This window comes from Candidatus Binatia bacterium (genome assembly GCA_023150935.1).
Lineage (GTDB): Bacteria > Desulfobacterota > Binatia > HRBIN30 > HRBIN30 > JAKLJW01.
On record JAKLJW010000016.1, the window covers coordinates 58,428 to 79,013 of the forward strand.

General features: G+C 67.6%; 16 protein-coding genes and 1 pseudogene. 4 read left to right on the forward strand and 13 right to left on the reverse strand.

From position 1 onward, the window contains the following. Positions 1-68: 68 nt before the first annotated feature. Complete coding sequence (locus L6Q96_11390) at positions 69-1,859, reverse strand: mechanosensitive ion channel family protein (GenBank protein ID MCK6555163.1); 1,791 nt, start codon at positions 1,857-1,859, stop codon at positions 69-71. 169 nt (positions 1,860-2,028) lie between these two features. Between L6Q96_11390 and metG the strand changes: the two genes are divergently transcribed. Then, the gene (gene metG / locus L6Q96_11395) at positions 2,029-2,352 is read left to right on the forward strand and encodes a methionine--tRNA ligase subunit beta (GenBank protein ID MCK6555164.1); all 324 of its coding nucleotides are present in this window, start codon (positions 2,029-2,031) and stop codon (positions 2,350-2,352) included. On the opposite strand, the gene L6Q96_11400 is transcribed toward metG, so the two are convergent. The 8 genes and pseudogenes from L6Q96_11400 to L6Q96_11435 form a co-directional block, all read right to left on the reverse strand. After that, on the reverse strand, positions 2,309-3,535 hold the full coding sequence (locus L6Q96_11400) for a radical SAM protein (protein ID MCK6555165.1): 1,227 nt from the start codon (positions 3,533-3,535) through the stop codon (positions 2,309-2,311). The genes metG and L6Q96_11400 overlap by 44 nt on opposite strands. Positions 3,536-3,784: 249 nt before the next feature. Further along, positions 3,785-6,160, reverse strand: a complete 2,376-nt coding sequence (locus L6Q96_11405) for a response regulator (GenBank protein MCK6555166.1) — start codon at positions 6,158-6,160, stop codon at positions 3,785-3,787. 494 nt (positions 6,161-6,654) lie between these two features. After that, positions 6,655-7,836 carry an N-acetylglucosamine-6-phosphate deacetylase gene (gene nagA / locus L6Q96_11410; protein MCK6555167.1) on the reverse strand — a complete coding sequence of 394 codons (1,182 nt, stop codon included), beginning with the start codon at positions 7,834-7,836 and terminating at the stop codon, positions 6,655-6,657. Positions 7,837-7,913: 77 nt separating this feature from the next. Next, positions 7,914-8,540, reverse strand: a pseudogene (locus tag L6Q96_11415) (enoyl-CoA hydratase-related protein). 66 nt (positions 8,541-8,606) lie between these two features. Further along, a complete protein-coding gene (locus tag L6Q96_11420) occupies positions 8,607-8,774 on the reverse strand; it encodes a hypothetical protein (protein MCK6555168.1) in 168 nt (55 codons plus the stop codon). 33 nt (positions 8,775-8,807) lie between these two features. Next, a complete protein-coding gene (locus L6Q96_11425) occupies positions 8,808-9,998 on the reverse strand; it encodes a hypothetical protein (GenBank protein MCK6555169.1) in 1,191 nt (396 codons plus the stop codon). A gap of 4 nt (positions 9,999-10,002) precedes the next feature. After that, entirely contained in the window at positions 10,003-11,397 is a 1,395-nt protein-coding gene (locus L6Q96_11430) for a peptidoglycan DD-metalloendopeptidase family protein (GenBank protein ID MCK6555170.1), read from the reverse strand. Between the two features lie 170 nt (positions 11,398-11,567). Continuing rightward, the gene (locus L6Q96_11435; protein ID MCK6555171.1) at positions 11,568-12,749 is read right to left on the reverse strand and encodes an alanine--glyoxylate aminotransferase family protein; all 1,182 of its coding nucleotides are present in this window, start codon (positions 12,747-12,749) and stop codon (positions 11,568-11,570) included. Positions 12,750-13,201: 452 nt separating this feature from the next. On the opposite strand from L6Q96_11435, the gene L6Q96_11440 reads away from it, so the two are divergent. From L6Q96_11440 to L6Q96_11450, 3 genes are read left to right on the forward strand one after another with little or no spacing between them, the layout of a single operon-like run. After that, positions 13,202-14,629 (forward strand): FAD-binding protein, encoded by a 1,428-nt coding sequence (locus L6Q96_11440; protein ID MCK6555172.1) that lies wholly within the window; start codon positions 13,202-13,204, stop codon positions 14,627-14,629. A 7-nt stretch (positions 14,630-14,636) separates the two neighbouring features. After that, a complete protein-coding gene (locus L6Q96_11445) occupies positions 14,637-15,926 on the forward strand; it encodes an FAD-binding oxidoreductase (GenBank protein ID MCK6555173.1) in 1,290 nt (429 codons plus the stop codon). Between the two features lie 3 nt (positions 15,927-15,929). After that, on the forward strand, positions 15,930-17,162 hold the full coding sequence (locus L6Q96_11450) for a 4Fe-4S dicluster domain-containing protein (GenBank protein ID MCK6555174.1): 1,233 nt from the start codon (positions 15,930-15,932) through the stop codon (positions 17,160-17,162). A 306-nt stretch (positions 17,163-17,468) separates the two neighbouring features. Here the strand turns inward: L6Q96_11450 and L6Q96_11455 are convergent, their stop codons facing one another. The 4 genes from L6Q96_11455 to L6Q96_11470 form a co-directional block, all read right to left on the reverse strand. Further along, positions 17,469-18,032: a Uma2 family endonuclease gene (locus tag L6Q96_11455; protein ID MCK6555175.1), complete on the reverse strand. Its 564-nt coding sequence runs from the start codon at positions 18,030-18,032 to the stop codon at positions 17,469-17,471. Between the two features lie 671 nt (positions 18,033-18,703). Beyond that, a complete protein-coding gene (locus L6Q96_11460; protein ID MCK6555176.1) occupies positions 18,704-19,138 on the reverse strand; it encodes a type II toxin-antitoxin system VapC family toxin in 435 nt (144 codons plus the stop codon). Between the two features lie 2 nt (positions 19,139-19,140). Next, complete coding sequence (locus L6Q96_11465) at positions 19,141-19,395, reverse strand: type II toxin-antitoxin system VapB family antitoxin (GenBank protein ID MCK6555177.1); 255 nt, start codon at positions 19,393-19,395, stop codon at positions 19,141-19,143. Between the two features lie 300 nt (positions 19,396-19,695). Beyond that, the coding region (locus L6Q96_11470; protein MCK6555178.1) for a transposase at positions 19,696-20,586 on the reverse strand (891 nt) is incomplete at its 5' end.

The following is a 20,586-nucleotide window of genomic DNA, read 5'->3' on the forward strand; positions in this document are numbered from 1 at the left end:
GACGGTAACCGGGCACGGAAGTCTGAGGCCCTGCGATATCGAGGTCGAGCCCCCAACCCCCACGCGCTTCACACTCGTTTACGAGCCGCCGAACCCGCCGGCGGGTACTCTATGCTGCCGCGCGCGGCCGTCGCCTCTCCGACCGGCACCGTCGGTAACCAGAGGGCTTCCGCCGCGCGCCAGGCCTCGACCTGGCGTTCGGCGGCCTCCGCGCGCGCCCGATCCAGGCCGCCATCGCGTTGCCAGTACACGGTCTGCGACGGGAAGGCGAAACCGGATCCGCCGGTACTCACGACTTCCATGATGCGCAGATAGATATCCTCGCGAATGGCGAGGAATTCGTCGAAGTCGGTGGTCAGCACGTAGGCGAAGATCTCGATGTCGAGCGAGTGCGGGCCGAAACCGACGAAACGAACGCGCGCCGGCTGCGGGTCGAGCTTGGGGTGCGCAAGCAGCAGGCGCTTGATTTCGACGAGCACAAAGCGGAGCTGGTCCGGCGACGTCTCGTACCGCAACCCGATCGTGGCGATCAAACGGATGCGATCGCGCTGGCTGAAGTTTTCGATCTCCAGCGAAGAGAACTGCGCGTTGGGTACCGACACCACGGTGCGGTCGAGCGTGCGCACGCGGGTGGAGCGCAGGCCAACCTCCTCCACGGTGCCCGACCACGAGCCGAAGCGGCAGAAATCGCCGACGCGCACCGGTTGGTCGGTGATGATGGTGACGCTGCCGAAGACGTGCTCGACGGTCTTCTGGGCCGCCAGAGCCACCGCCAGACCACCGATTCCCAGACCGGCAATCAGACTGCTGACGTCGTACCCGATGTTCTGCAGTACGGCGAGAACGGCCATGACCACGACGAAGCCCTTCGACGTTCGGCGCACGAGCGGAATCAACGAGGCGATGTGCTTGCGAGGGCCCACGTAGCGTTCTTCGGCCATGTGCGCGGCGACATCGACCACCCGCACCAGTACCCAGGTGAACGCCGCCAGCAGCAGCAGGTCGGTAATCGCCGTGATCACGCGTTGGGCGGAGAAGGAAAACGCCAGTAGCGCGGTGCCCATGCGGAAGAGCGCCACCCCCACGAGGAGGCGGACCGGGCCGCGGACGACCTCCCACACGCGGTCGTCTTTGCGCGTTTCGGTGCGCGCGACGATCGCCTTGACGATGACGTGCAACAACTGCGACAGCACGAGGGCGAGCACGGTCACGGTCACCATCAGCACCAGCAAGCCGATCCATTCCCAGACCGGGACGCGCCACAGGCGCTTTTCGACCATCCACGCGGGGAGGCGCTCGCCGACGGGGCCGTAACCGAACTCGTCGTACAAACCCGGGATCTTGGCGACGGTCGCCTGCGACAGCTTCCAGATCGCCGCGCCGTTCTCGCCCGGTACGCGCTCGATTTCGACCGTTACGGGAGCCTTCGCCGTCTGAATCGTTCCAACGAGGTCCCGCCTCGCGCTCAACCCGTCATCGCGCGCGCCGGCGGGGTCGTCGCTGAGTTGCTCCGGGTCGACCCAGAGAGCCCGATCCAGGACGTGACACATCTGTCGGGCGAGCCGCTGGCCTTCGGTCTCGCGTTCGACCGCCGCCACGCGACGCAGATCGAGGTACTCCGTGGCGCGAACGTAATCGCCGGCCCAGCACGCTTCGAGGAAGCCGGTAACGGCGGTTCGCGGTGCGACCCTCTTGAAGGTCGCGTCGATCGCCGGTGTAGCCGTAGCCGGCGGCGGCGGGGCGGCCGGCGGCGGTTCCTCCTGCGCGTGAGTCGGGCCGGCCGATTGCAGTAACCCGACGAGCAGACCGCCGAGCGCGAAACGACGGCGCCAGGACCTCTTGCGCACCACGTTTGACATGTCGTCCTCCGAGTGGGGCGAACCGACCGGGCACGCGCCGCCGTGCGCCGCGCAACCGTACCGTCGCCCGTGGGTATGCAAATCCGTCGTCTAGCGCAGATAAGCGGCCCGGGCCACACCCGCCCGGGTTGCGTTGACTGCGCGCGCCCCCGACCCTAGAAACTGCGCCATGCTCACCATCGACGACTTCCGCAAGCTCGACTTGCGTATCGCCACGATCACCGCCGCCGAACCGCACCCGAACGCGGACCGGTTGCTGGTGTTGCAGATCGACCTCGGCACCGAACGGCGCCAGCTCGTCGCCGGTATTCGCGCGCACTACGAGCCACAGGCGCTGGTCGGCAAGCAGATCGTGGTCGTCGCCAACCTCGAGCCCGCGAGCCTGCGGGGAGTGCAGAGTCAGGGCATGTTGCTCGCCGCATCGGACGGCGAGGGCAGGCTTGCCGTGGTCACACCCGAGCGGCCGGTGGCTCCGGGGGCGGCGGTGAAGTAGTCGGGCCGGACGATTCGACTTCGACGGCGGGTTTGGCCGGCCGTTCGTACAGCCCGACGTAGCGCGCCACCATCAGGTACTTCTTGAAGAAGCGGTTGGTTTGCTCTTCATGGGGGCTGACCGTGCTGCGATCGACGGGATCGAAGAAACAAGTGGGGTCGCTCTCCATGACGTCGCCGGTGTGGAAGTACGCCATCGCCCGGCAGCCGCCGCAGGTGAACTGGTAGCGGCAGTTGCCGCACTTGCCCTTCAACCGGCGGCGGTCGAGTAGATTGGCGAACAACTCGCTTTCGTTGACGATCCGATCCAACGGCCGGTCGCGAACGTTACCCGCCGACACGACGTCGAGCAGCACCGGACAGGCGGAGACGTCGCCTTCCGCATTGATGGTCAGCCAGGTGCCCACCCAGCAGCCGATCGGCGGGTTGTGCGGTACGGTGCCGTTGCGCACGCCGCCCGAGACCTCGGCATGCAGTTCGGGCGAGAGAAAGAACGGGGTGTAGCTGACGTATCCGTTGACGTGGCGGCGCAGTGCGGGATGGAACTTGCGTTCGAGATCTTCGCGATCGAAGCCGTGGGACACGAAGTACTCGTGACCCGAGCCGCGGGCAACCAGGGGCGAACGGTTGTACGAGATGCGCCGTTTGACCAGGTAGTCGATGGTGCGCTCGAAGCTGTCGGCGTTGTGCTTGCCGATGGTCACGATGACGTGCCGGTCGATGTCGAGTTCGTCGCACAACTCCAGCACCTCGATGGTACGGTCAGGACCCGCATGGCGCGTCTCGGCGTTGTGGTCGTCGATGGAGTTGAGTCCGAGGGCAAGGGTGACATGACCGTAGGTGGCTTCCTTGATGGCTTGCAGGCGCTCGCGGGTGACCAGTTCGCCGTTCGTGCAGAGCTTGCACTGGTAACCGAGGTCGACGGTCAGCCGCATGAGGTCAAGGGCGTCCTTGCGCAACAGGAACTCGCCGCCGCTCCAGCCGATGGCCTTGGCGCCGACCTTCTTCGCCGGTCGCAGCACGAGGTCGCGGATCTCGTCGTAGGTTAGCTCGCTGCGCCGACTGCGGCGGACTCGTTCCGCGTCGTTGCTGCCGGTCATGCACGCCTGGCACTGCAAATTGCACAGACGCGTCGCCTCGAAGTAAATCGCGGGAAACCGATACGGAGCATGCTGCGTGGTCACCGGGGCCCCTCCCATGGCGCCCCTCTAGGTACCAAATTGGCGGCAGCGGGCAAGAGCCAAGAGTCGGCTGCATCCCGAGGCGGTCTCCAGCCGGGACCGCTCTGACCGGACACGGCAGTTGACCCGGAGGTGGAACGTGCGCTCCGCGCGCGCTCCGCTCCGCGCGCTCGCCGCGCCACTTTCGGCGGGACCCGAGTCCGTGGCGGCGGCTGTCGTGCGGCCGGTGCCTGGTTGGCTCCCCGAAGCGACTCACGCCGCTGGCGCGGCCGTGACCTCGGCTGAGAGCGGCCGCTCCCGGCACCGTTCCAGCGCTGCGCGCAGATCTTCAGTGCGGACCGGTTTGGCAATGTAGTCGTCCATGCCGGCATCGAGGCAGCGCTCGCGATCGCCCTGCATGGCATCGGCGGTCATGGCGATGATGTACGGGCGCGCGTTTGGCGCGTGGCGCCGCACGATGCGGCGCGTTGCCTCGAGGCCGTCCAACTCCGGCATCTGCACGTCCATGAAAACCACGTCGTACGGTTGGCGGCGTACCGCCTCGATCGCCTCCAGGCCGTTAGCGGCGACGTCCGCTCGGTAGCCGAGGCGGCTCAGGATGCTGAGCGCGACCTTCTGGTTCACCACGTTGTCCTCGGCGACCAGGATGCGCAGGGGCGCCAGCGGTGCCAACTCGGGATCGACCGGCGGTGGCGCTGGCGCTGGCGCGGACTTCGCGTCGGAGCGATCGAAGATACCGGACAGCGCGTCGTGGAGGACCGACGGTTTCACCGGTTTGCTCAGGAAGGCGGCGACCTCGGGGGGCGGCGCGCCGTTGCCCTGACGCATCATGGCGGCCTGTTCGCCGACCGAGCTCAGCATCACCAGCGGGAGAGAGGCGGCGTCGCGCAGGGTGCGGATCTCCGCCGCCAATGTCAGCCCGTCCATCCCCGGCATTTGCACGTCGAGCAACCCGACGTCGAACTCCTCGCCGTCCCGGATCCAATCGAGCGCCTCCGGTCCCGAGGCGGCGGCCAACGGCCGCATCCCCCATGCGCGCGCCTGCTGCGTCAGCAACCGGCGATTGGTTTCATTGTCGTCGACGACGAGCAGGCGCCGCCCGGCGAGGAGTTGTTCCGCCGCGCGCCAACCGACGCGGGGCACGATCGCGGCGGCCTCGGCGACTACGGTGAAATGAAACGTCGAGCCGATACCTTCCTCGCTCTCGACCCACATCGTACCGCCCATGAGCTCGCTGAGCTGCTTGCTGATTGCCAGGCCCAGCCCCGTGCCGCCGAACCGCCGGCTGATCGAGCCATCGACCTGACTGAACGACCGGAACAACCTTTCCATCCGGTCCCGCGGGATGCCGATGCCCGTGTCCTGCACGGCGACATGGACTCGATGATGCTTGCCGGCCAGGGCTTCGGCGTCGACGCGGACGACCACTTCGCCCGTGGCGGTAAACTTCACCGCGTTGCTGAGCAGGTTGACGAGGATCTGCCGAATGCGCGTGGCATCGCCGATCAGTGCTGCCGGCGTGGTGTCGGCGATGAAGTGGACGAGTTCCAGTCCCTTGGCGGCCGTGGCGCCGGCCATCAGGTCGAGCGCCTGCTCGACGCAGGGACGCAGCTCGAACGGCTGGCGTTCGAGTTCGAGCTTGCCCGCTTCGATCTTGCTGAAGTCCAGAATGTCGTTGATGATCACCAGCAGGGTTTCGCCGCCGTTGCGGACCGTCTCGGCGTACTCGCGCTGGAGTGGGGAGAGCTCGGTGTCGAGGAGCAGGCCCGTCATACCGATGACCGCGTTCATCGGCGTGCGGATCTCGTGACTCATGTTGGCAACGAACTCAGACTTCAGCCGGGTCGCCTCCAGGGCCTGATCTCGCGCCGCGACCAGCTCGGCGTTAGTCTCCCGCAACTGGTCCAACCGCCGCTGAGCCAGTCCGAGCGCCCAGCGTCGCGATCCGTCGTGAAAGAATGCCAGGAGTGCGATGAACAGGATGACCCCGGTCGAGCCCGCCATCTGGAACCAACGATTCTGCTCGACCGTCAGCGGCTCGGGGAACGGGTAGTGCGCCTGATCGAGGGCGAAGAACACGATTCCCTCCACGACAACGATCGCCGCGCAAGTCGCACCCAGGCGCCAGCCAACCAGGAAGGTGGCCAGCAGCGGGATGATCGGGTTCCACAGCAGCGACGCCGCCTCGAAGCCGCCGTTGTGGTACGCCATGAAGGCGAGGAAAAACGTCAGCTCCAGACAGAAAAGCGTGCCGGTGAACTCGATCGAACGGGTGCGGCGCAACAGGAAGGGGTTGGCGACGAGCAACGGAGAGCCGACCAGAAAGGCCCACGCGGTAGGGCTCATCCCCTGCATCGCGTAGGTCACCGCCAGAAAATAGAGGGCAAAGAACGCGATTGCGAAGCTGGCGAGCACGAGCACGCGGCCGCGGCGCTCGAACTCGTGTTCGTCGTCGTCGCCGGCGACGATGAACCAATTGAGCACCGCCGACACTCGGGTCGATCCGGAGTATCGCCGCGGGCGTTCCCCCGCATCGGGATCGGAACACCGCGTCGGACCCGTCTCGGTGGTCGTGCGGTCGCCGGATTCCGGGGCGCAGGACACGGTCCTTAACCGAGCATCTGCCATGCCAGCCCGTTGCAGGCTACGGGATCGCCACGGCGAGCGGCCGAGCCGCACCCGGGCGTCAATCGTATGACAGCCTGAAGCCGGCCGTCGCGTTGCCGCCACACGGCACGGGGCGGATCGCGGCCGTGGCGACGGGCAGTCGGCAGCTTTGCGGTGGGAGGTGTTTCGTGACGTACGGGCGGCGGCGGAGTCGACGGGCTTGATTCTTTGCGGTCGAGGCGGTCCTGGCGCGGGCTGCCGCTCGCAACCCAAAGCGAACAACCAGCCCGTTCGCCCCTGCCGAGCCTGTCCCTCGATACGCGCCAGAGCCCTTCGATACGCCGATTGAGAAGACATCGGCTACTCAGGGCGATCGGGTCATCGAGAAGGCGCTACTCGGGACGAACGGGAAGGCACTGCCGCTCCATGTCCTGAAGATTTCTTCGCGTTCCGACCGGGTAACGACCCGCCGCTTACATCTCGAAGAGGATTTAGGATCTGAGCCCCTTCGTGGCTCAGTATCGTGTGAAGGCGCCGTCCGGCGGGGGCGGCCATGTCAGCCGACCGCGGCATACCGTGGCCACGACCTCGAACCCTGCATCCAGCACCGCGATATCCGCGGTGCGCCCTTCCGCAATCGCGCCGGCGTCGACTTCGTCGATCACGCGGGCCGGCGCCGTCGACGCCGCCGTCAGTACTTGCGCCGGCGACAAGCCCGGCAACCAGCGACGCACATTGCGGACGGCCTCGTCGAGACCGAGGCAGCTCCCGGCGAGCGGTCCGCCGGCGCCGAGACGCACGGTGCCGCCCGCGACCACACAGCGCGCACCGAACATCTCGTACGCGCCCTCAGGCATGCCCAGCGCGCCTACAGCGTCGCTGACGAGGATCACCCTGCCCGGCGGTTTGCAGCGAAACGCCAGGTCCACCAGACGCGGCGCGACATGGTGCCCGTCGCAGACAAGTTCGACCGAGAGACCGTCCTCCGTCAGGGCGACACCGACAATGCCCGGTTCGCGGTGGTGCAACCCGCGCATACCGTTGAACAGGTGGGTGACATGAGTGGCACCCGCCGCCATCGCGGCCGCCACTTCCGCCGCCGTCGCATCGGAGTGACCCAGGGACACCGCGATGCCGCGTGCGCGTGCCGCGGCTACGAATGCCGCCGCGCCGGGGAGTTCGGGTGCGAGAGTAATCAGGCGAATACGCCCGCCGGACAGATCCTGCAAAGCGTCGATCTCCTCGATTGACGCCGGACGCATCTCGCCGGCGTCCTGGGCTCCGGCGCAGCGTCGATTGAGGTAGGGACCTTCGAGGTGGATGCCAAGGATACGCGCCCCGGAGACCTTATCGGCCGCCACGGCGACCGCTTCGACGGCGGCCCGCAACGGCGCCGGCGCCAGGGTGGCAATCGTCGCCAGACACGCCGTCACCCCGTAACGCGGCAGCGCCGCCGCGATCGCCGCTACCGCTGCCGGGTCGCCGGCTTCGAACATCGCTCCGCCGGCGCCGTGGACGTGAATGTCCACGTACCCGGGTACCACCAACGCCCCCGCCGCATCGAAGACCGCGGCGCCGCTCGCCGCCAGCCCGGCACCGATCCGCTCGAAGTACCCGTCGACGATGCGTACGTCCGTCGCGGGGAAGAAGCCCGTGGGCAGGAGAACGTTGCCGTTGCGGACGAGCAGGGAATTCATCCAATCCCTCGCGCTGGGGCGCCGGCCAGGGCTGTCCGGGTGCCGGAAGTTCGCGGGGTGCCTGTTCGTCGGCTGTATCACGCCTTGCTGCGGCGCGACCTCGGGCCGGCGCCGTAGTCGCCGAAGGGCGCGTCCCGCTCGCCCACGGCTGCGCGGAACCCGTGCTCGGCGGCGAGCTTGACGAAGTCGAGGCCTTCTTGCGTGTGGCGTGCCACGCCGTCGAACAGGATGGCCAGCGTCCGCACCGACTGGAGGCCCATGTTCTCGGCGGTCTGGTTCGCGTAGAGCTTCATCATCTGCAACTGGTTCAACGGCAACCGCGCCATGCGCTGCGCCAGCCCGAAGGCGTGCGAGTGCAGCCGCTCCTCGGGAACCGTTTCGAGAATCAAGCCGATGCGCGCCGCTTCCTGCGCCGGGATCTCGTCGCCCGTGAACAGGTAACGCTTCGCCTTCTCGAATCCGATCCGATAGATCCACATCGGCGTTGTCGGCACACCCCACAGACGCGCCGTCGGGTAGCCGAACACGGCGTTGTCGGCGGCGACGATCAGGTCGGACCACAGCACGAGGTCGGTACCGCCGCAGATGCACCAGCCCTGCACTGCCGCGATCGACGGCTTCGAGCAGTACCAGAGCTTCTGGTACACCGCGACGAAGCGCGACATCATCTGATAGTCGGCCGCGGAGTCCCAGATGCGCTCGCGCCCCTCCTCCTTCGCTTGCGCGGCGGTGGACCAGTCGAGCCCGTAACCGGCGCAAAACGCGGGTCCCTACGCGCGCAGCAGCAGCACGCGCACCTCCGGGTCGGCGTCGGCGGCATCGATGGCAGCGCCCAGGTCCGCCGCCAACTGCGGCGTGATCGTGTTGTACTCGGCCGCCCGCGTCAGGACGATCGTACGGACGCCGTCCTCGGTCTGCGTGCGCAGCGTCTCCGACATGACCGGTCCTCCCTGCACGCTAGCGGCGCCGCCTTACCGTTCCCGGCGGCGGCGCTCCGCTTCCATTGCCGCTTGCTGCGGGGTGAGCACGAGGGAGCTGCGCGCCTCCTCGGCCGCGCGCCGGTTCTCGGCCTGCCACATGCCGAGAATCGACATCTGCGCCAACTCCTCGCAGAACGGCACGGCGCTTCCGCCGCGCGTGCTGGCGGCGAGCGCCAGCGCGGCCGCGTAGGCACTGCGGGCGCGTTCGGGACGGCCGGTCATATCGAAGAAGTACGCCATCTCTTCCAAACGCCGCACCCAACTCGCCTGCCGCTCGCCTCCGAACAGCTCCTCGGTGGCGCGCTTGACGATGGCGACGAAACGGTCGCGCTGCTGCAACTCGTTCAGCACCAGCGGGCTGTCGCGCACGCTGTCCATCTCGGCGAGGTACGGCGCGATGACGTCGGGGCCGAGTATCCACGTGCGCAGCTCCGGTTCGTCGAGCAACGCCGGCGACTCGATCAGCGCCCGCGCGTCGTCCCGCACCGCATCGGCATCGAGACGGTGGCGGATCGGCGGCACGGCCTCGGCGGGCGGCGGTTGGGTGGTTAGCTGCCGGCGCAACGCCGCGTAGTCGCCGCTCAGCGCATGGCCGCGTTCCTGCACCCACCGCTGCCCCCGCCAGATGACGAAGTCGCAGTAGTGCCAGTCGGCCTCGACCATGCGCAGGTCGTGGTGCGCGCGCAATTCGTCGCGCGCCTCGCGCAAGCTCTTTCGAGTGGTCTCCGTCAGGCCCACGTCGCGCAGACCCTCGGGGTCATTGACGACGCTGAACAGGTGCAGAATGCCCCCCGGCACCGCGCGCACCAACCAGACGAGTTGATCGCCGGCGCCGTCGACCGGGGACAGGTACCCCTCGATCGCCGGGGCGGCGATTGCCGGTCGCGGGGTCTGGACGGGCGGCTCCGCCGCCGGCACGGCGACACCACGTTGACTCAGCCGATACAGCGAGCGCCGCACTTCCTTGTGGAGCAGGCGATCCGCGCGACTGCGTTCCAGCGCCAGCAAAGCCTCGACACTTGCCGGTTCCGTCAGGGCGCCGAGACGCGCCGCGATGGCCAGGTCCGCCGCCGCGTCGCGGCCGGCTACCTCCTGCAACGCCGCCACACCCGCGTCGGGTGCGACGCCCCATTCCCGTAGCCGCTGCTCCCCGGCCCGCAGCGCCGACTCGCGGTCCGCCATGGCACTATGCCGCCGGCGTGGCGGCGGCGGTGGGCGTCCCGGCCGGCGCCGTCGCTGCCGGAGCGCGGGGTAACAGCGCCAGTTTCGGGGACACGTGTTTCTTTATCCACTGCTCGTCCCACCACTCGATGGGATCGACGTGCACGCCGTAGAGCAGCGTCGAGTAGTGCAGGTGGTCGCCGCCGGCCAGACCGGTCTCGCCGGTCTGCCCGAGCGACTGCCCCTTGCTCACCCGGTCCCCCGCCTTGACCGCAATCGTGCTCAAATGGGCGTACAGCGTGAACACCCCGAGACCATGATCGACGATCACCGTGTTGCCGTAAATGCCGAGGTCGCCGGCAAACACGACCATGCCGTTTTGCGCCGCGTCGACCGGGCTGTTCTTCAACGAGGCGAGGTCGAAACCCAGATGCGTCTGCCGGTCGATGGTCTCGCTCTTGTAGACGTAGGCTCGCCGATCGGCGAACGCGCTGAGCGGCGCCGCGTTGGTCTGCCGCAAGAAGACACCATCCCACAGAGGTTCGGGCGCCGACTTCGCGGTCAACGACTTGATCTTCGCCTCGCTACGGCGCCGTAATTCGCCATTGATGAAGAGATAGCCCTGAACGAGATCCGTCGACGGCGGGATGCCGTTGTTGCGTTCGATCTCCGGTACCTTGCGGGCGAGGAAGGCATCGTCGATGGCAAGGGTGCGTTCGGGGAACTTGCGCGGTTTGACGAGAATCGGGAGAGCGACCTCTCGCCGGTTGCCGGCCGCGTCGCGGGCCACCACCGCCGGCTGCACGTCCGCATCTAGATCCTGCGGCACGGCAAAGAACGTCACGGCAACCGCCGGGTCGGCGAAATAGCCGGTCGTGGCCGGAAAGAAGTACGGACCGACCTCGACGCCGCTGTTCGCGGTGTCCGTCGACTGCCGGAAGATGGCCAGTTCCATGCCGCCGAGGCGGCTGTTGTGCTGCGTGGTCAGCAGCTCGACTTGCGGCGGCGTGCGATCGATCGTGACCGTTTTGGACAACGCGGGGGCGTTGCTGCCGAAGCCCCAGCCGTACGTGTCGACGCTGACTTCGAGGGTTGCCGCGCCTTCCGGCGCCTGCAACGCGAGCAGATCGGGTTCGATGCGGATACGCTTCTCGGCCAGTTCGCTGCCGCGCCAGGAAGTCGCCGGGTAGGCTTCCCTGAATAGTTCGTACGCGGAACCGCCGGCATTGAGCCGCACGGCGATTTCACGGAGACCGGGTCCGTCGGTTCTTACATCGAACTCGATGGGTGCGCGGTTGCCGATGTGGTCGCTCAACGCCACCGGAGCGATCGTCGGTGCCCGCCGATCAAACTTGAGCCACCAGAGCGCGCCGGCGGCCGCCACCAGCGCCATCCCCAACACGATGCCGACGAACCGCATCAGCCCCACCCACCGCATGTACCCATGACGCGTTCGTTATCTGCCCCGCTGTAGGGCAAGTCAAGAAAGGGTGCCCCCTGCGGCGTAGGGGCAACCCCCCGTGGTTGCCCCGCCAGCGATGCCCCCCGGCGTAGGGGCAACCCCCCGTGGTTGCCCCCGTCCGCAGACCGTTACTGTCCCGCGAACACCCGCTGCGCGGCGGCGACCGCCGTGCCCGCTTCGAGTGTGTAGCCCGAAGATGGCAGGACGCGCTCGAGTGCGCTCAGCAACAGCAAGACGCTGGCGGCGGTGCTCGACTCGCCCATGAGGCCGATGCGCCAGGTCCTGCCTTTCAACGGGCCCAGACCGCCGCCGATCTCGATGCCGAAGTCCGCCAGCAATGTGCCGCGTACGCGCGCGTCGTCGACGCCGTCCGGGATGCGCACGCTGTTCAGTGTCCAGAGCTGGCGATGTTCCTGCGCGGCGATTGTCAGGCCGATCGCTGCCAGGCCGGCCTTCAGCGCCAGGTGATTGCGTTGGTGGCGTGCCCAGCGCCGCTCCAGGCCCTCGGTTTCGATCAGCCGCAGGGCTTCGTACAGGGCGTAGTTCATGTTGATGGGCGCGGTGTGGTGGTAGACGCGTTCGGCGCCCCAGTACTGCGCGATCATCGTCAGATCGAGATACCAGCTCTGCACTTTCGTCGAGCGCGCCCTGATCGCCGCTACGGCGCGGTCGCTGAACGTGATCGGGGACAGGCCGGGCGGACAGCTCAGGCACTTCTGGGTGCCGCTGTAACAGGCGTCGATCTGCCAGCCGTCGACGTCAACTGGACAGCCGGCAAGCGACGTCACCGTGTCGACGACGAGCAGCGCGCCGGCGGCGTGCGCGAGTTTTGAGATCTCCTCGATCGGCTGACACACGCCGGTCGACGTTTCGGCGTGCACCACGGCTACGAGTTTCGGTTTGCGGCAGCGCTGTAGAGCGGCGGCGACGTCGGCGGGTTCGACGATACGGCCCCACGGGGCCTCGACCGGTACCAGGGTCGCGCCGCAGCGACCGACGATGTCCGCCATGCGGGTGCCGAACACGCCATTGACGCACACGACCGCTTCGTCGCCGGGCTCGAGGAGATTGACGAAGCACGCCTCCATGCCGGCGCTGCCGGTGCCGGAGATCGGGATGGTCAGCTCGTTGCGCGTCTGGAACAGGAAGCGCAGCAAGCGCTTGGTCTCTTCCATGATGCGCAGGAACTCCGGGTCGAGATGGCCGACGAGCGGCACGCTCATGGCGCGCAACACGCGCGGGTGCACCATGCTCGGACCGGGCCCGAGCAGCACGCGGGCGGGCGGTTCCAACGGAGGCGAGGTGGTCATCGCGAGAGCGCATATCGGCGCGACCGGGCACTGTCAACGGACGGCGTCGCACGGCGGTCCAATCCGTACCTCGCTTCCTCGACCTTGCGTCTAAGGAGCGGATGCAAGCCGGCGCGAGCCTATGCGGTGCGAACCGGCCAGCGCGGATTGTTCATGAACTCTCCCGTGCCTCGATACGCGCCGAAAAAAACGGCGCTACTCGGCACGAACGGAAACCGCCTGCACTGGAAGAGATCGACCCGTTCGCCCCGAGTAGGACCCGTCTTTTCAGGGACCGTATCGAGGGGTCGCGTCAGGTTCACGAATAATCCGGGCCGGGCGATGCAGTGGGCGTGGCCGCGCCCGGAGAGCAGGCCCCGGTTTGATCCTGTCCGGGTCTGCAACCATAATGTGCGCCGCGGGTTCGAGAGACCCGAGGTCTGCCACGCGCCGCCCGCCGCCACACAACGACGATGCTCAGCCCCGGACTGCTCGACGACATTCGCGCCATCGTCGGGGCCGACGCTGTCATTACCCGCCCCAACGAGCTGCGGGTGTACGAGTGCGACGGCTGGACCCTGGAGAAGTCGGCGCCCGAGGTCGTTGTCCTGCCCGCATCGACCGGCGAGGTGTCGCGCGTGCTGCGGCGGCTGCACCGCGACGGCATCGCCTTCGTGCCGCGCGGCGCGGGCACCGGCCTGAGCGGCGGCTGCCTGCCGGTCGCGGCGCCGGTGACGATCGGTACCAGCCGCATGCGGCGAATTCTCGCCGTGGACATCGCCAATCGGCGCGCCGTCGTCGAGGCCGGCGTCGTCAATCTGGCCGTCAGCAACGCCGTGACCTCGAACGGCCTGCTCTATGCCCCCGACCCGTCCAGCCAGATGGCCTGCACGATCGGCGGCAACGTCGCCGAGAACTCCGGCGGTCCGCACACACTCAAGTACGGCGTTACCACCAACCACGTACTCGGTGTCGAGCTGGTGCTCGCCAACGGAGACGTTGTGCAGCTCGGCGGGGCCGTCGAGGACGTACCCGGCTACGACCTGACCGGCCTGGTCGTCGGCTCGGAGGGCACCTTCGGCATCGTCACCTCCGCCACCCTGCGTCTCGTGCGTCAACCCGAGGCCTGCAAGACGCTGCTCGCCATCTTCGAGTCGGTCGACGACGCCACGGCGACGGTCTCGGGGATCATCGGCGCCGGCATAGTACCGGCGGCACTGGAGATGATGGATCGGCTCATCGTCGAGGCGGTGGAGGCGGCGTTCCGATTCGGCTTCCCGACGGATGCCGGGGCGGTGTTGATCGTCGAGCTGGACGGGTTGGAGGCCGGACTCGACGAGCACGTCGAGCGGGTCGCGGCGATCTGCCGGGTGCAGCACGCACGCGAGGTGCGCGTGGCGCGTGACGAGGCGGAGCGCGCCGCGTTATGGAAGAGCCGCAAGCGCGCCTTCGGCGCCGTCGGTCGGCTTGCGCCGAGCTACTGCACGCAGGACGGCGTCGTGCCGCGCACGAAGGTCCCGGAAATCCTGCGGCGCATCAGTGCGATCGGCCAACGCTATCGCTTGCGCATCGGCAACGTCTTCCACGCCGGCGACGGCAACATTCACCCGATCCTGCTCTTCGACGAGCGCAACGAGGACGAAGTCGCACGCGTACTCGACGCCGGCCGCGAGATCCTCGAAGCCTGCGTCGAGCTCGGCGGCAGCATCACCGGCGAGCACGGCATCGGCGTCGAGAAGATCGCGCAGATGCCGCTGTTGTTCTCGCCGGCCGATCTGTCGGTGATGCAGCAGCTCCGGCGCGTCTTCGACCCCGACGGCCGCTGCAACCCGGGGAAGGTGTTCCCGACACCGGGTGTGTGCGTCGAGACGACGCGCCCGCGGCGACAGGCGGCGATCTGAGCGCGAGATGACGGCCGCCGATCTCGTCGAACGACTGCGCGCCGCCGCCGGGACGGACGGGGTTCTCGTCGGCGATGCCGCGCGTGCGTACGGCGCGGGTGGGCTGACTCCCGCCTGCGTGGCGCTTCCCGACACCGTCGAGGCCCTCGAACGCTGTATGGCCGTGACGCATGCGGCGGGTGCCGCGGTGATTCCCGCCGGGAGCGCCACGCGGCTGGATGTCGGGCATCCACCGGTCCGCTACGACGTGGCCGTCTCGACGCGGCGTCTGTGCCGTGTGCAGGCGCACGACGACGCCGACATGACCGTTACCGTCGATGCCGGGATTACGCTGGCCGATCTCAACGGCGCACTGGCGGCGGCGGGGCAGTGGCTGCCGCTCGATCCGCCGTGTCCGGACACCGCGACGGTGGGAGCCGTCGTCGCGACGGACGCGTCGGGGCCGCTGCGTTTGTCGCAGGGCAAGGTGCGCGACCTGCTCATCGGTATCACCGTAGTGTTGGCCGACGGAACGCGGGTGCGCGGGGGTGGCCGTGTGGTCAAGAACGTCGCCGGCTACGATCTGATGAAATTGTTCAGCGGATCGCATGGAACGTTGGGCGTTGTGGCCGGCGCATCGTTCAAGGTGCGGCCGCGTCCGGCACAGCGGGCGTTGCTGCTGCTGACCGCGGCTTCGCTGCCCGCCGCCGTCGCGCTCGCGGTACGCGTTCTCGATGCGCCGGTAGCGCCGCTTTACGTCGAGGCGCTGAACGCCGCCGCGGCGGCGCACGCCGGGTTGCCGGCGCAGCCGATCGTCGCGGTCGGCCTAGGGGGATCGAGTAAGGAAATAGAGGTTCAGATGGCGCGCCTGAACACGCTGGCGGAACCGCCGGTGGTCGTGAGCGAAGGCGATCCGGATCGCACGTACGGCGCCGTGCGCGATCTCCCGGCCGCGGCGGTATGTGGGGCAACGGCGAGTGTGTTGCCGAGGCGTTTGGGAGAGTTTATCGACGATGCGGTCGAGTCGTCGGCCACATCGCCGGCGCTCGTTGTGCATGTCGGCAGCGGTGTGGTGCGGCTGTGCTGGCTGGCGCCGCCGGCCGATCCGCAGAGCTTCGCGGCCACCGCCGAGCGGCTGCGGGCGGTGGCGGCCGGGCACGGCGGCTGGTTGGTGTTCGATACGTTACCGAGTGCGTCGGGTGCCGCAATCGATCCCTGGGGCGCGGGCATACCCGGCGTCGAGCTGATGCGCGGTATCAAGCGAACTCTGGATCCCGGCGGGCGACTGAGTCCGGGGCGTTTCGTCGACCGGATGTGAGGCATGCACAGGATCGCCGCGCCGGAACGATTTCTGGACTGTGTCCACTGCGGTCTCTGCATGCAGGCGTGTCCGACCTATATGGAGCTCGGCACCGAAATGGACTCGCCGCGCGGGCGCATCTATCTGATGCGCGGCGTGCAGGAAGGTACGTTGGAACTGACGTCCGACGTCGTGCGGCACGTCGACCTCTGCCTCGGATGTCGAGCGTGCGAAACCGCCTGCCCGTCGGGGGTGCGTTACGGGGAGCTTATCGAGGGAGCGCGGGTTGCGGTGGAGGCGGCGCGGCGCCGTTCGTTTAGAGAGCGTTTGCGGCGGCGGATCGTCACCGCCTTGTTTCCGCATCCGGCGCGTCTGCGTCTGGCGTTATGGCCGCTGCGGTGGCTCGACCGCGCCGGTGTCCTGCCGGTGTTACGGCGGCATGTGGCGGTCGCGGGCCTGCTGCCGCGGCTCGGCGACTGGTCGCCGCTGGCCGAGGAGACGTTGCCGCGTGGCGCGGTGAAGGGGCGGGTTGCGTTTCTGGCGGGCTGTGTGGGGCAGGTGCTCGGTGCGGAGACCAACCGGGCCACGGTGCGGGTGCTGACCCGCAACGGTTTCGCGGTTGCGACGCCGCGGGGGCAGGTGTGTTGCGGTGCGTTGCGTCTGCACGCCGGCGATCGTCGGGCGGCGCTGGCGTGCGCGCGGCAGAACATCGATGCGTTTCCCGAGGATGTGAGGGCGGTGGTCGTGAACGCCGCGGGATGCGGTGCGATGTTGAAGCAGTACGGCGAGTTATTGGCGGACGACGTGCTGTACGGGGCGCGGGCGCGAGCCTTCAGTGCGCGAGTGCGGGACGTGACGGAGTTTCTTGCCGAGGTTCCGCTGGCGGTGCCGTTGGGACGGGTGGGATTGCGGGTTGCGTACCACGACGCCTGCCATCTTGCGCACGGGCAGGGAGTGAGAGGGGCGCCGCGGGCGCTGTTGGCGGCGATCCCGGGAGTGGAGCTGGTCGAGTTGCCCGACAGTGACGTCTGTTGCGGCAGTGCCGGCAGTTACAGCCTGATGGAGCCGGACATGGCGAGGCGGTTGGGGGCGCGCAAGGCGGAGTCGGTGCGGGCGACGGGTGTGGCATGTGTTGCGGCTGCGAACGTGGGTTGCGTCATACAGATCCGGGCGGCGCTGCGGCGGGCTGGCATGGCGGTCGAAGTGCGGCACCCGATCGAGCTGCTCGACGAAGCTTACGGCCGAGACGGGTAAGGAGTTCGGATCGCACCCGGGGATTTGGAACGGCAGTGGTGGAACGCGATCTCCGCGCGCGTTCCTGCGCGTTGCCGCACGCGCATCGGGAGCGTACACGGCGTTTCGCCGCGCCCTTCCTCGTGGGCCGATAGGCCGATAGATCCACCCCCTGCACCACGGCAACAGCACCCCGCCGCGGAGTCAGGTCCCGCTCCCGCAGGGAGAGGTCAGGTGAGGGGATCCACGCCGATAGCCGGTATGAACGCCCGGCCGCTGTGCTTGTCGGCGCCCGCGAAGAAAGGTTGAACAGCCGGCTCTGCGGTCTTACGTGAGCACCCTGCGATAGATGACCGTCAGGGCCATGTCGACCGAAACCGATTCCAAAAAGACGGTTTGATCGAGCGACGCGAACACCGACGAGCCCCAACCCTCGGCACTGCGTCGATGCTGTTCGACCCATGCTCGGTGCTGTTCGATCAGAACGTATTCGCGCAGGGTGGGGATGGACTTGTAGAACGCGAACTTCTCCCCGCGGTCATAGTTGCGTGTGGCATCCGAAAGCACCTCGAGGATGAGCACGGGATTGGTGACCTCGTCTTGGCGTCCCGGCACCAGCTCGATGTCGCCGCAAATGACCATCACGTCGGGGTAGGTGAGCAGCCCCGCCGGGGTCTGCAAGCGCATGTCGTTTCCGAACGTGCTGCACGCAGTCGCCGCCAGGGAGCTGCGCAACAGGGCAAGAACATTCGCGCTGATGTGGTTGTGAGCCACCGTACCACCGGCCATCGCGAAGATCTCGCCGCTATGGAACTCGTGGCGCACCGGTGACGTCTCCTCGATGCGGTGATAGTCGTCGAGGGTATATTGTCGCTGCGGCTGGCCGGTCATCTGAAGCGCCCGTCTCTAGAGCCAAGCTATACGTTTCCGGGCTCATCGATCAAGGGAACGTTTGCGCGTTTGCGACGCGTTTGCGAGACACCCACACGTTTGCAGCGTTTGCAGGACAGCAAGCGTTTGCAGGACACCCACGTTTGCAGCAGCAGCAGGACGTTTGCAGGACACCCACGTTTGCAGGAACCACGTTTGCAAGAAGACCGTTTGTACGTTTGCGTTTGCGAGACACCCACGTTCGGTACGTTTGCGAGATACGTTTGCGAGACACCCACGTTCGGTACGTCCGGGCGCAGCCCCGATTCGATTCGCGTTGCAGGCGGAAGGTCAAAGGCCGTCCTCACGACTGGCGATCCCAGCGCAATGTGGTGGGTGTCCCGCACGCTGTCTGGGTTGCATCATGCAGATCCGGGCGGCCCTGCGGCGCGCCGGCATGGCGGTCGAAGTGCGGCACCCGATCGAGCTGCTCGACGAAGCCTACGGCCGGGACGGATAAGAGTTCGGATCGCGCCCGGGGATTTGGAACCGGCAGAGGTGGAACGCGATCTCCGAGCGCGTTTGGGGAGGGCGAGGCTCCCGCCGAGCCGTCATCAGCCTGTCGAGCATGCTCGGAAAGCGAACTCGCGCCGAAGCGGCAGACATGGGAGGAGGAGCGCCCGACCTGAGGTTCAAGCCTCGAGTCGCTTCCAGCGCAGGCCGGCAGACTCGAAACGCGCGAAGTCGCGATCGCGCGATATCCACTGGCAGCCGTGCTCGATGGCCACAGCCGCGTGCTGCGCATCGGCCACCAGCTTGCCGGCCGCTTGTGTATCGCGGCAGAGGTGGCTGACCACCTGCCAGTGGCGCGAACCCGGGAGACACAGGCGACAATTCGGGCGCGCGAGCAGGGCATCGACTGCCGCAAGAGCCACCGGCGTCGGCGTCGGTTCGTTGTAGATGCGCGGATTGGTGACGATGCGCACGAAGCCGACAGTAACCAGTCCGGACAGGGCGAACGGCTCACTGCCGTTCACGGTTGCCTCGACCCACGCCCGTGCCACCTCATGCGCAGCCTCGTCCTCGCGGTGCGCGTAAACGAGCACGTTCACGTCCGGCATGCGCATGGTCAGGACCCGCGTAGTGACGTTTCGTCTTCGTCCTCGATAACTCGCGCGAGCGCCTCGGGGGCGTGATCGACCCGAGGCTGGCCCCTGCCGAATGTCACCATGCGGAACGGAGGCAACGATTCGGTGCTGTGGCGCCGGGACAATGAATCCCGCAAGGCCCGGTTCACCACCTCGCTCAGACTGACGCCGGTTTCCGCCGCGCGCTTCTTGGCCTGCACGATGAGGTCGTCATCGATGATCATTGTTGTGCGCATGCAAATGCACATATCGACGTGGCCATGTCGGGTCAAGGCCGATCGGCGTGTGTTGCGTCATATAGACCCGGGCGGCGCCGCGGCAGGCCGGCATGGCGGTCGAAGCAAAGCCGGAACAAAAGCCGGAAAAAAAGCCGGAACAAGACACCCATGTTCATTGACAGCCGACGACTCGATCAGGTCGGACGGCAGCCACCTCGAGGAGAACGGCTTGCAGCGCGGGCACGGAGCGGATCGCAGTGCGTTGGGAAGTGCGGAGAGAAAGGTGGAATGGGGAGCTGGAGCGGTGGAAGCTGTCGCTCAGGCGCAGTTGCGAAACACCCGGGCGGCCCAGCGAGTGCCTTTGGCCAGGTCGCGGTCGGTGCGGGCGCAGTGCAACTCGATGCGATGCACGCAGCCGATCATCGAGAAGAAGCGTTGGCGGTAGGTGCCGATGGTCTCGATCCAATGCTCGCTGCGGATGCCGACCCGCTCGAGGGTCCGCACGCTGCCCTCGGGAAGCACGGAGTCCGGTCTACCGGTACGCAGCGCGTTGCCGGTGGCCTCGAGCAGCGCGACGTAGGAGTCGAAGTCCACGGCCAGAGCCTCTTCGGCCGGCGTTCTTCCAGGCTCAGCGAACCGGACCAACTCCGGCCGGACAGTGGTGCGCTCGCAGGCGCCGTGAGCCGTCGCCGTCACGGTCGAGGCAGGCTCGCCAGCCAGATCGAGCAGTCGCTGCTGGATCGAGGTGAAGTCGGACTCTTCGAGGCTGGCGGCCATGCCGGCGCGGATGGGGTTGAGGTCGACGTAGCTCATGCAGGTCAATAGCCCTGCCTCGTCGAGTAGCGCCTGGCTGCGGAAACGGCCCTCCCAGAAGCGTCCGGTGCAGCCGTCTTCCCGATTGGCGCGCCGCGCAATCGACTCGTTCAGGCAGCGCATGAACCAGCTCAGGTCGGCCAGCCGAGCCCGCCAGAGGGCAACCCGATCGGCCGCCTGTGCCGCAGAAAGCCGACCCCACGACTGGGCCGGGTGGCGAAACAGCCGGCCGTAGCGCTCGACCACCTCGCGATCGCTCCAGGCGCGGGCTTGTCCGCTATCGATGCGCACGACCAGGTGGAAGTGGTTGCTCAATATGCCATAGGCGCAGATGCGAATGGCGAAGATGGTGGTCAGCTCGGCGAGCTTCTCGACGACCCAGGCCTTGCGGTGATC

Bases quoted from the DNA above. Each gene is read 5' to 3' on its own strand.
- nagA (MCK6555167.1), bottom strand. From the start codon at position 7,836: ATGAATTCCCTGCTCGTCCGCAACGGCAACGTTCTCCTGCCCACGGGC.
- L6Q96_11450 (MCK6555174.1), top strand. From the start codon at position 15,930: ATGCACAGGATCGCCGCGCCGGAACGATTTCTGGACTGTGTCCACTGC.
- L6Q96_11460 (MCK6555176.1), bottom strand. From the start codon at position 19,138: ATGCGCATGCCGGACGTGAACGTGCTCGTTTACGCGCACCGCGAGGAC.
- L6Q96_11430 (MCK6555170.1), bottom strand. From the start codon at position 11,397: ATGCGGTTCGTCGGCATCGTGTTGGGGATGGCGCTGGTGGCGGCCGCC.
- L6Q96_11440 (MCK6555172.1), top strand. From the start codon at position 13,202: ATGCTCAGCCCCGGACTGCTCGACGACATTCGCGCCATCGTCGGGGCC.
- L6Q96_11465 (MCK6555177.1), bottom strand. From the start codon at position 19,395: ATGCGCACAACAATGATCATCGATGACGACCTCATCGTGCAGGCCAAG.
- metG (MCK6555164.1), top strand. From the start codon at position 2,029: ATGCTCACCATCGACGACTTCCGCAAGCTCGACTTGCGTATCGCCACG.
- L6Q96_11435 (MCK6555171.1), bottom strand. From the start codon at position 12,749: ATGACCACCTCGCCTCCGTTGGAACCGCCCGCCCGCGTGCTGCTCGGG.
- L6Q96_11420 (MCK6555168.1), bottom strand. From the start codon at position 8,774: ATGTCGGAGACGCTGCGCACGCAGACCGAGGACGGCGTCCGTACGATC.
- L6Q96_11445 (MCK6555173.1), top strand. From the start codon at position 14,637: ATGACGGCCGCCGATCTCGTCGAACGACTGCGCGCCGCCGCCGGGACG.
- L6Q96_11405 (MCK6555166.1), bottom strand. From the start codon at position 6,160: ATGGCAGATGCTCGGTTAAGGACCGTGTCCTGCGCCCCGGAATCCGGC.
- L6Q96_11455 (MCK6555175.1), bottom strand. From the start codon at position 18,032: ATGACCGGCCAGCCGCAGCGACAATATACCCTCGACGACTATCACCGC.
- L6Q96_11390 (MCK6555163.1), bottom strand. From the start codon at position 1,859: ATGTCAAACGTGGTGCGCAAGAGGTCCTGGCGCCGTCGTTTCGCGCTC.
- L6Q96_11425 (MCK6555169.1), bottom strand. From the start codon at position 9,998: ATGGCGGACCGCGAGTCGGCGCTGCGGGCCGGGGAGCAGCGGCTACGG.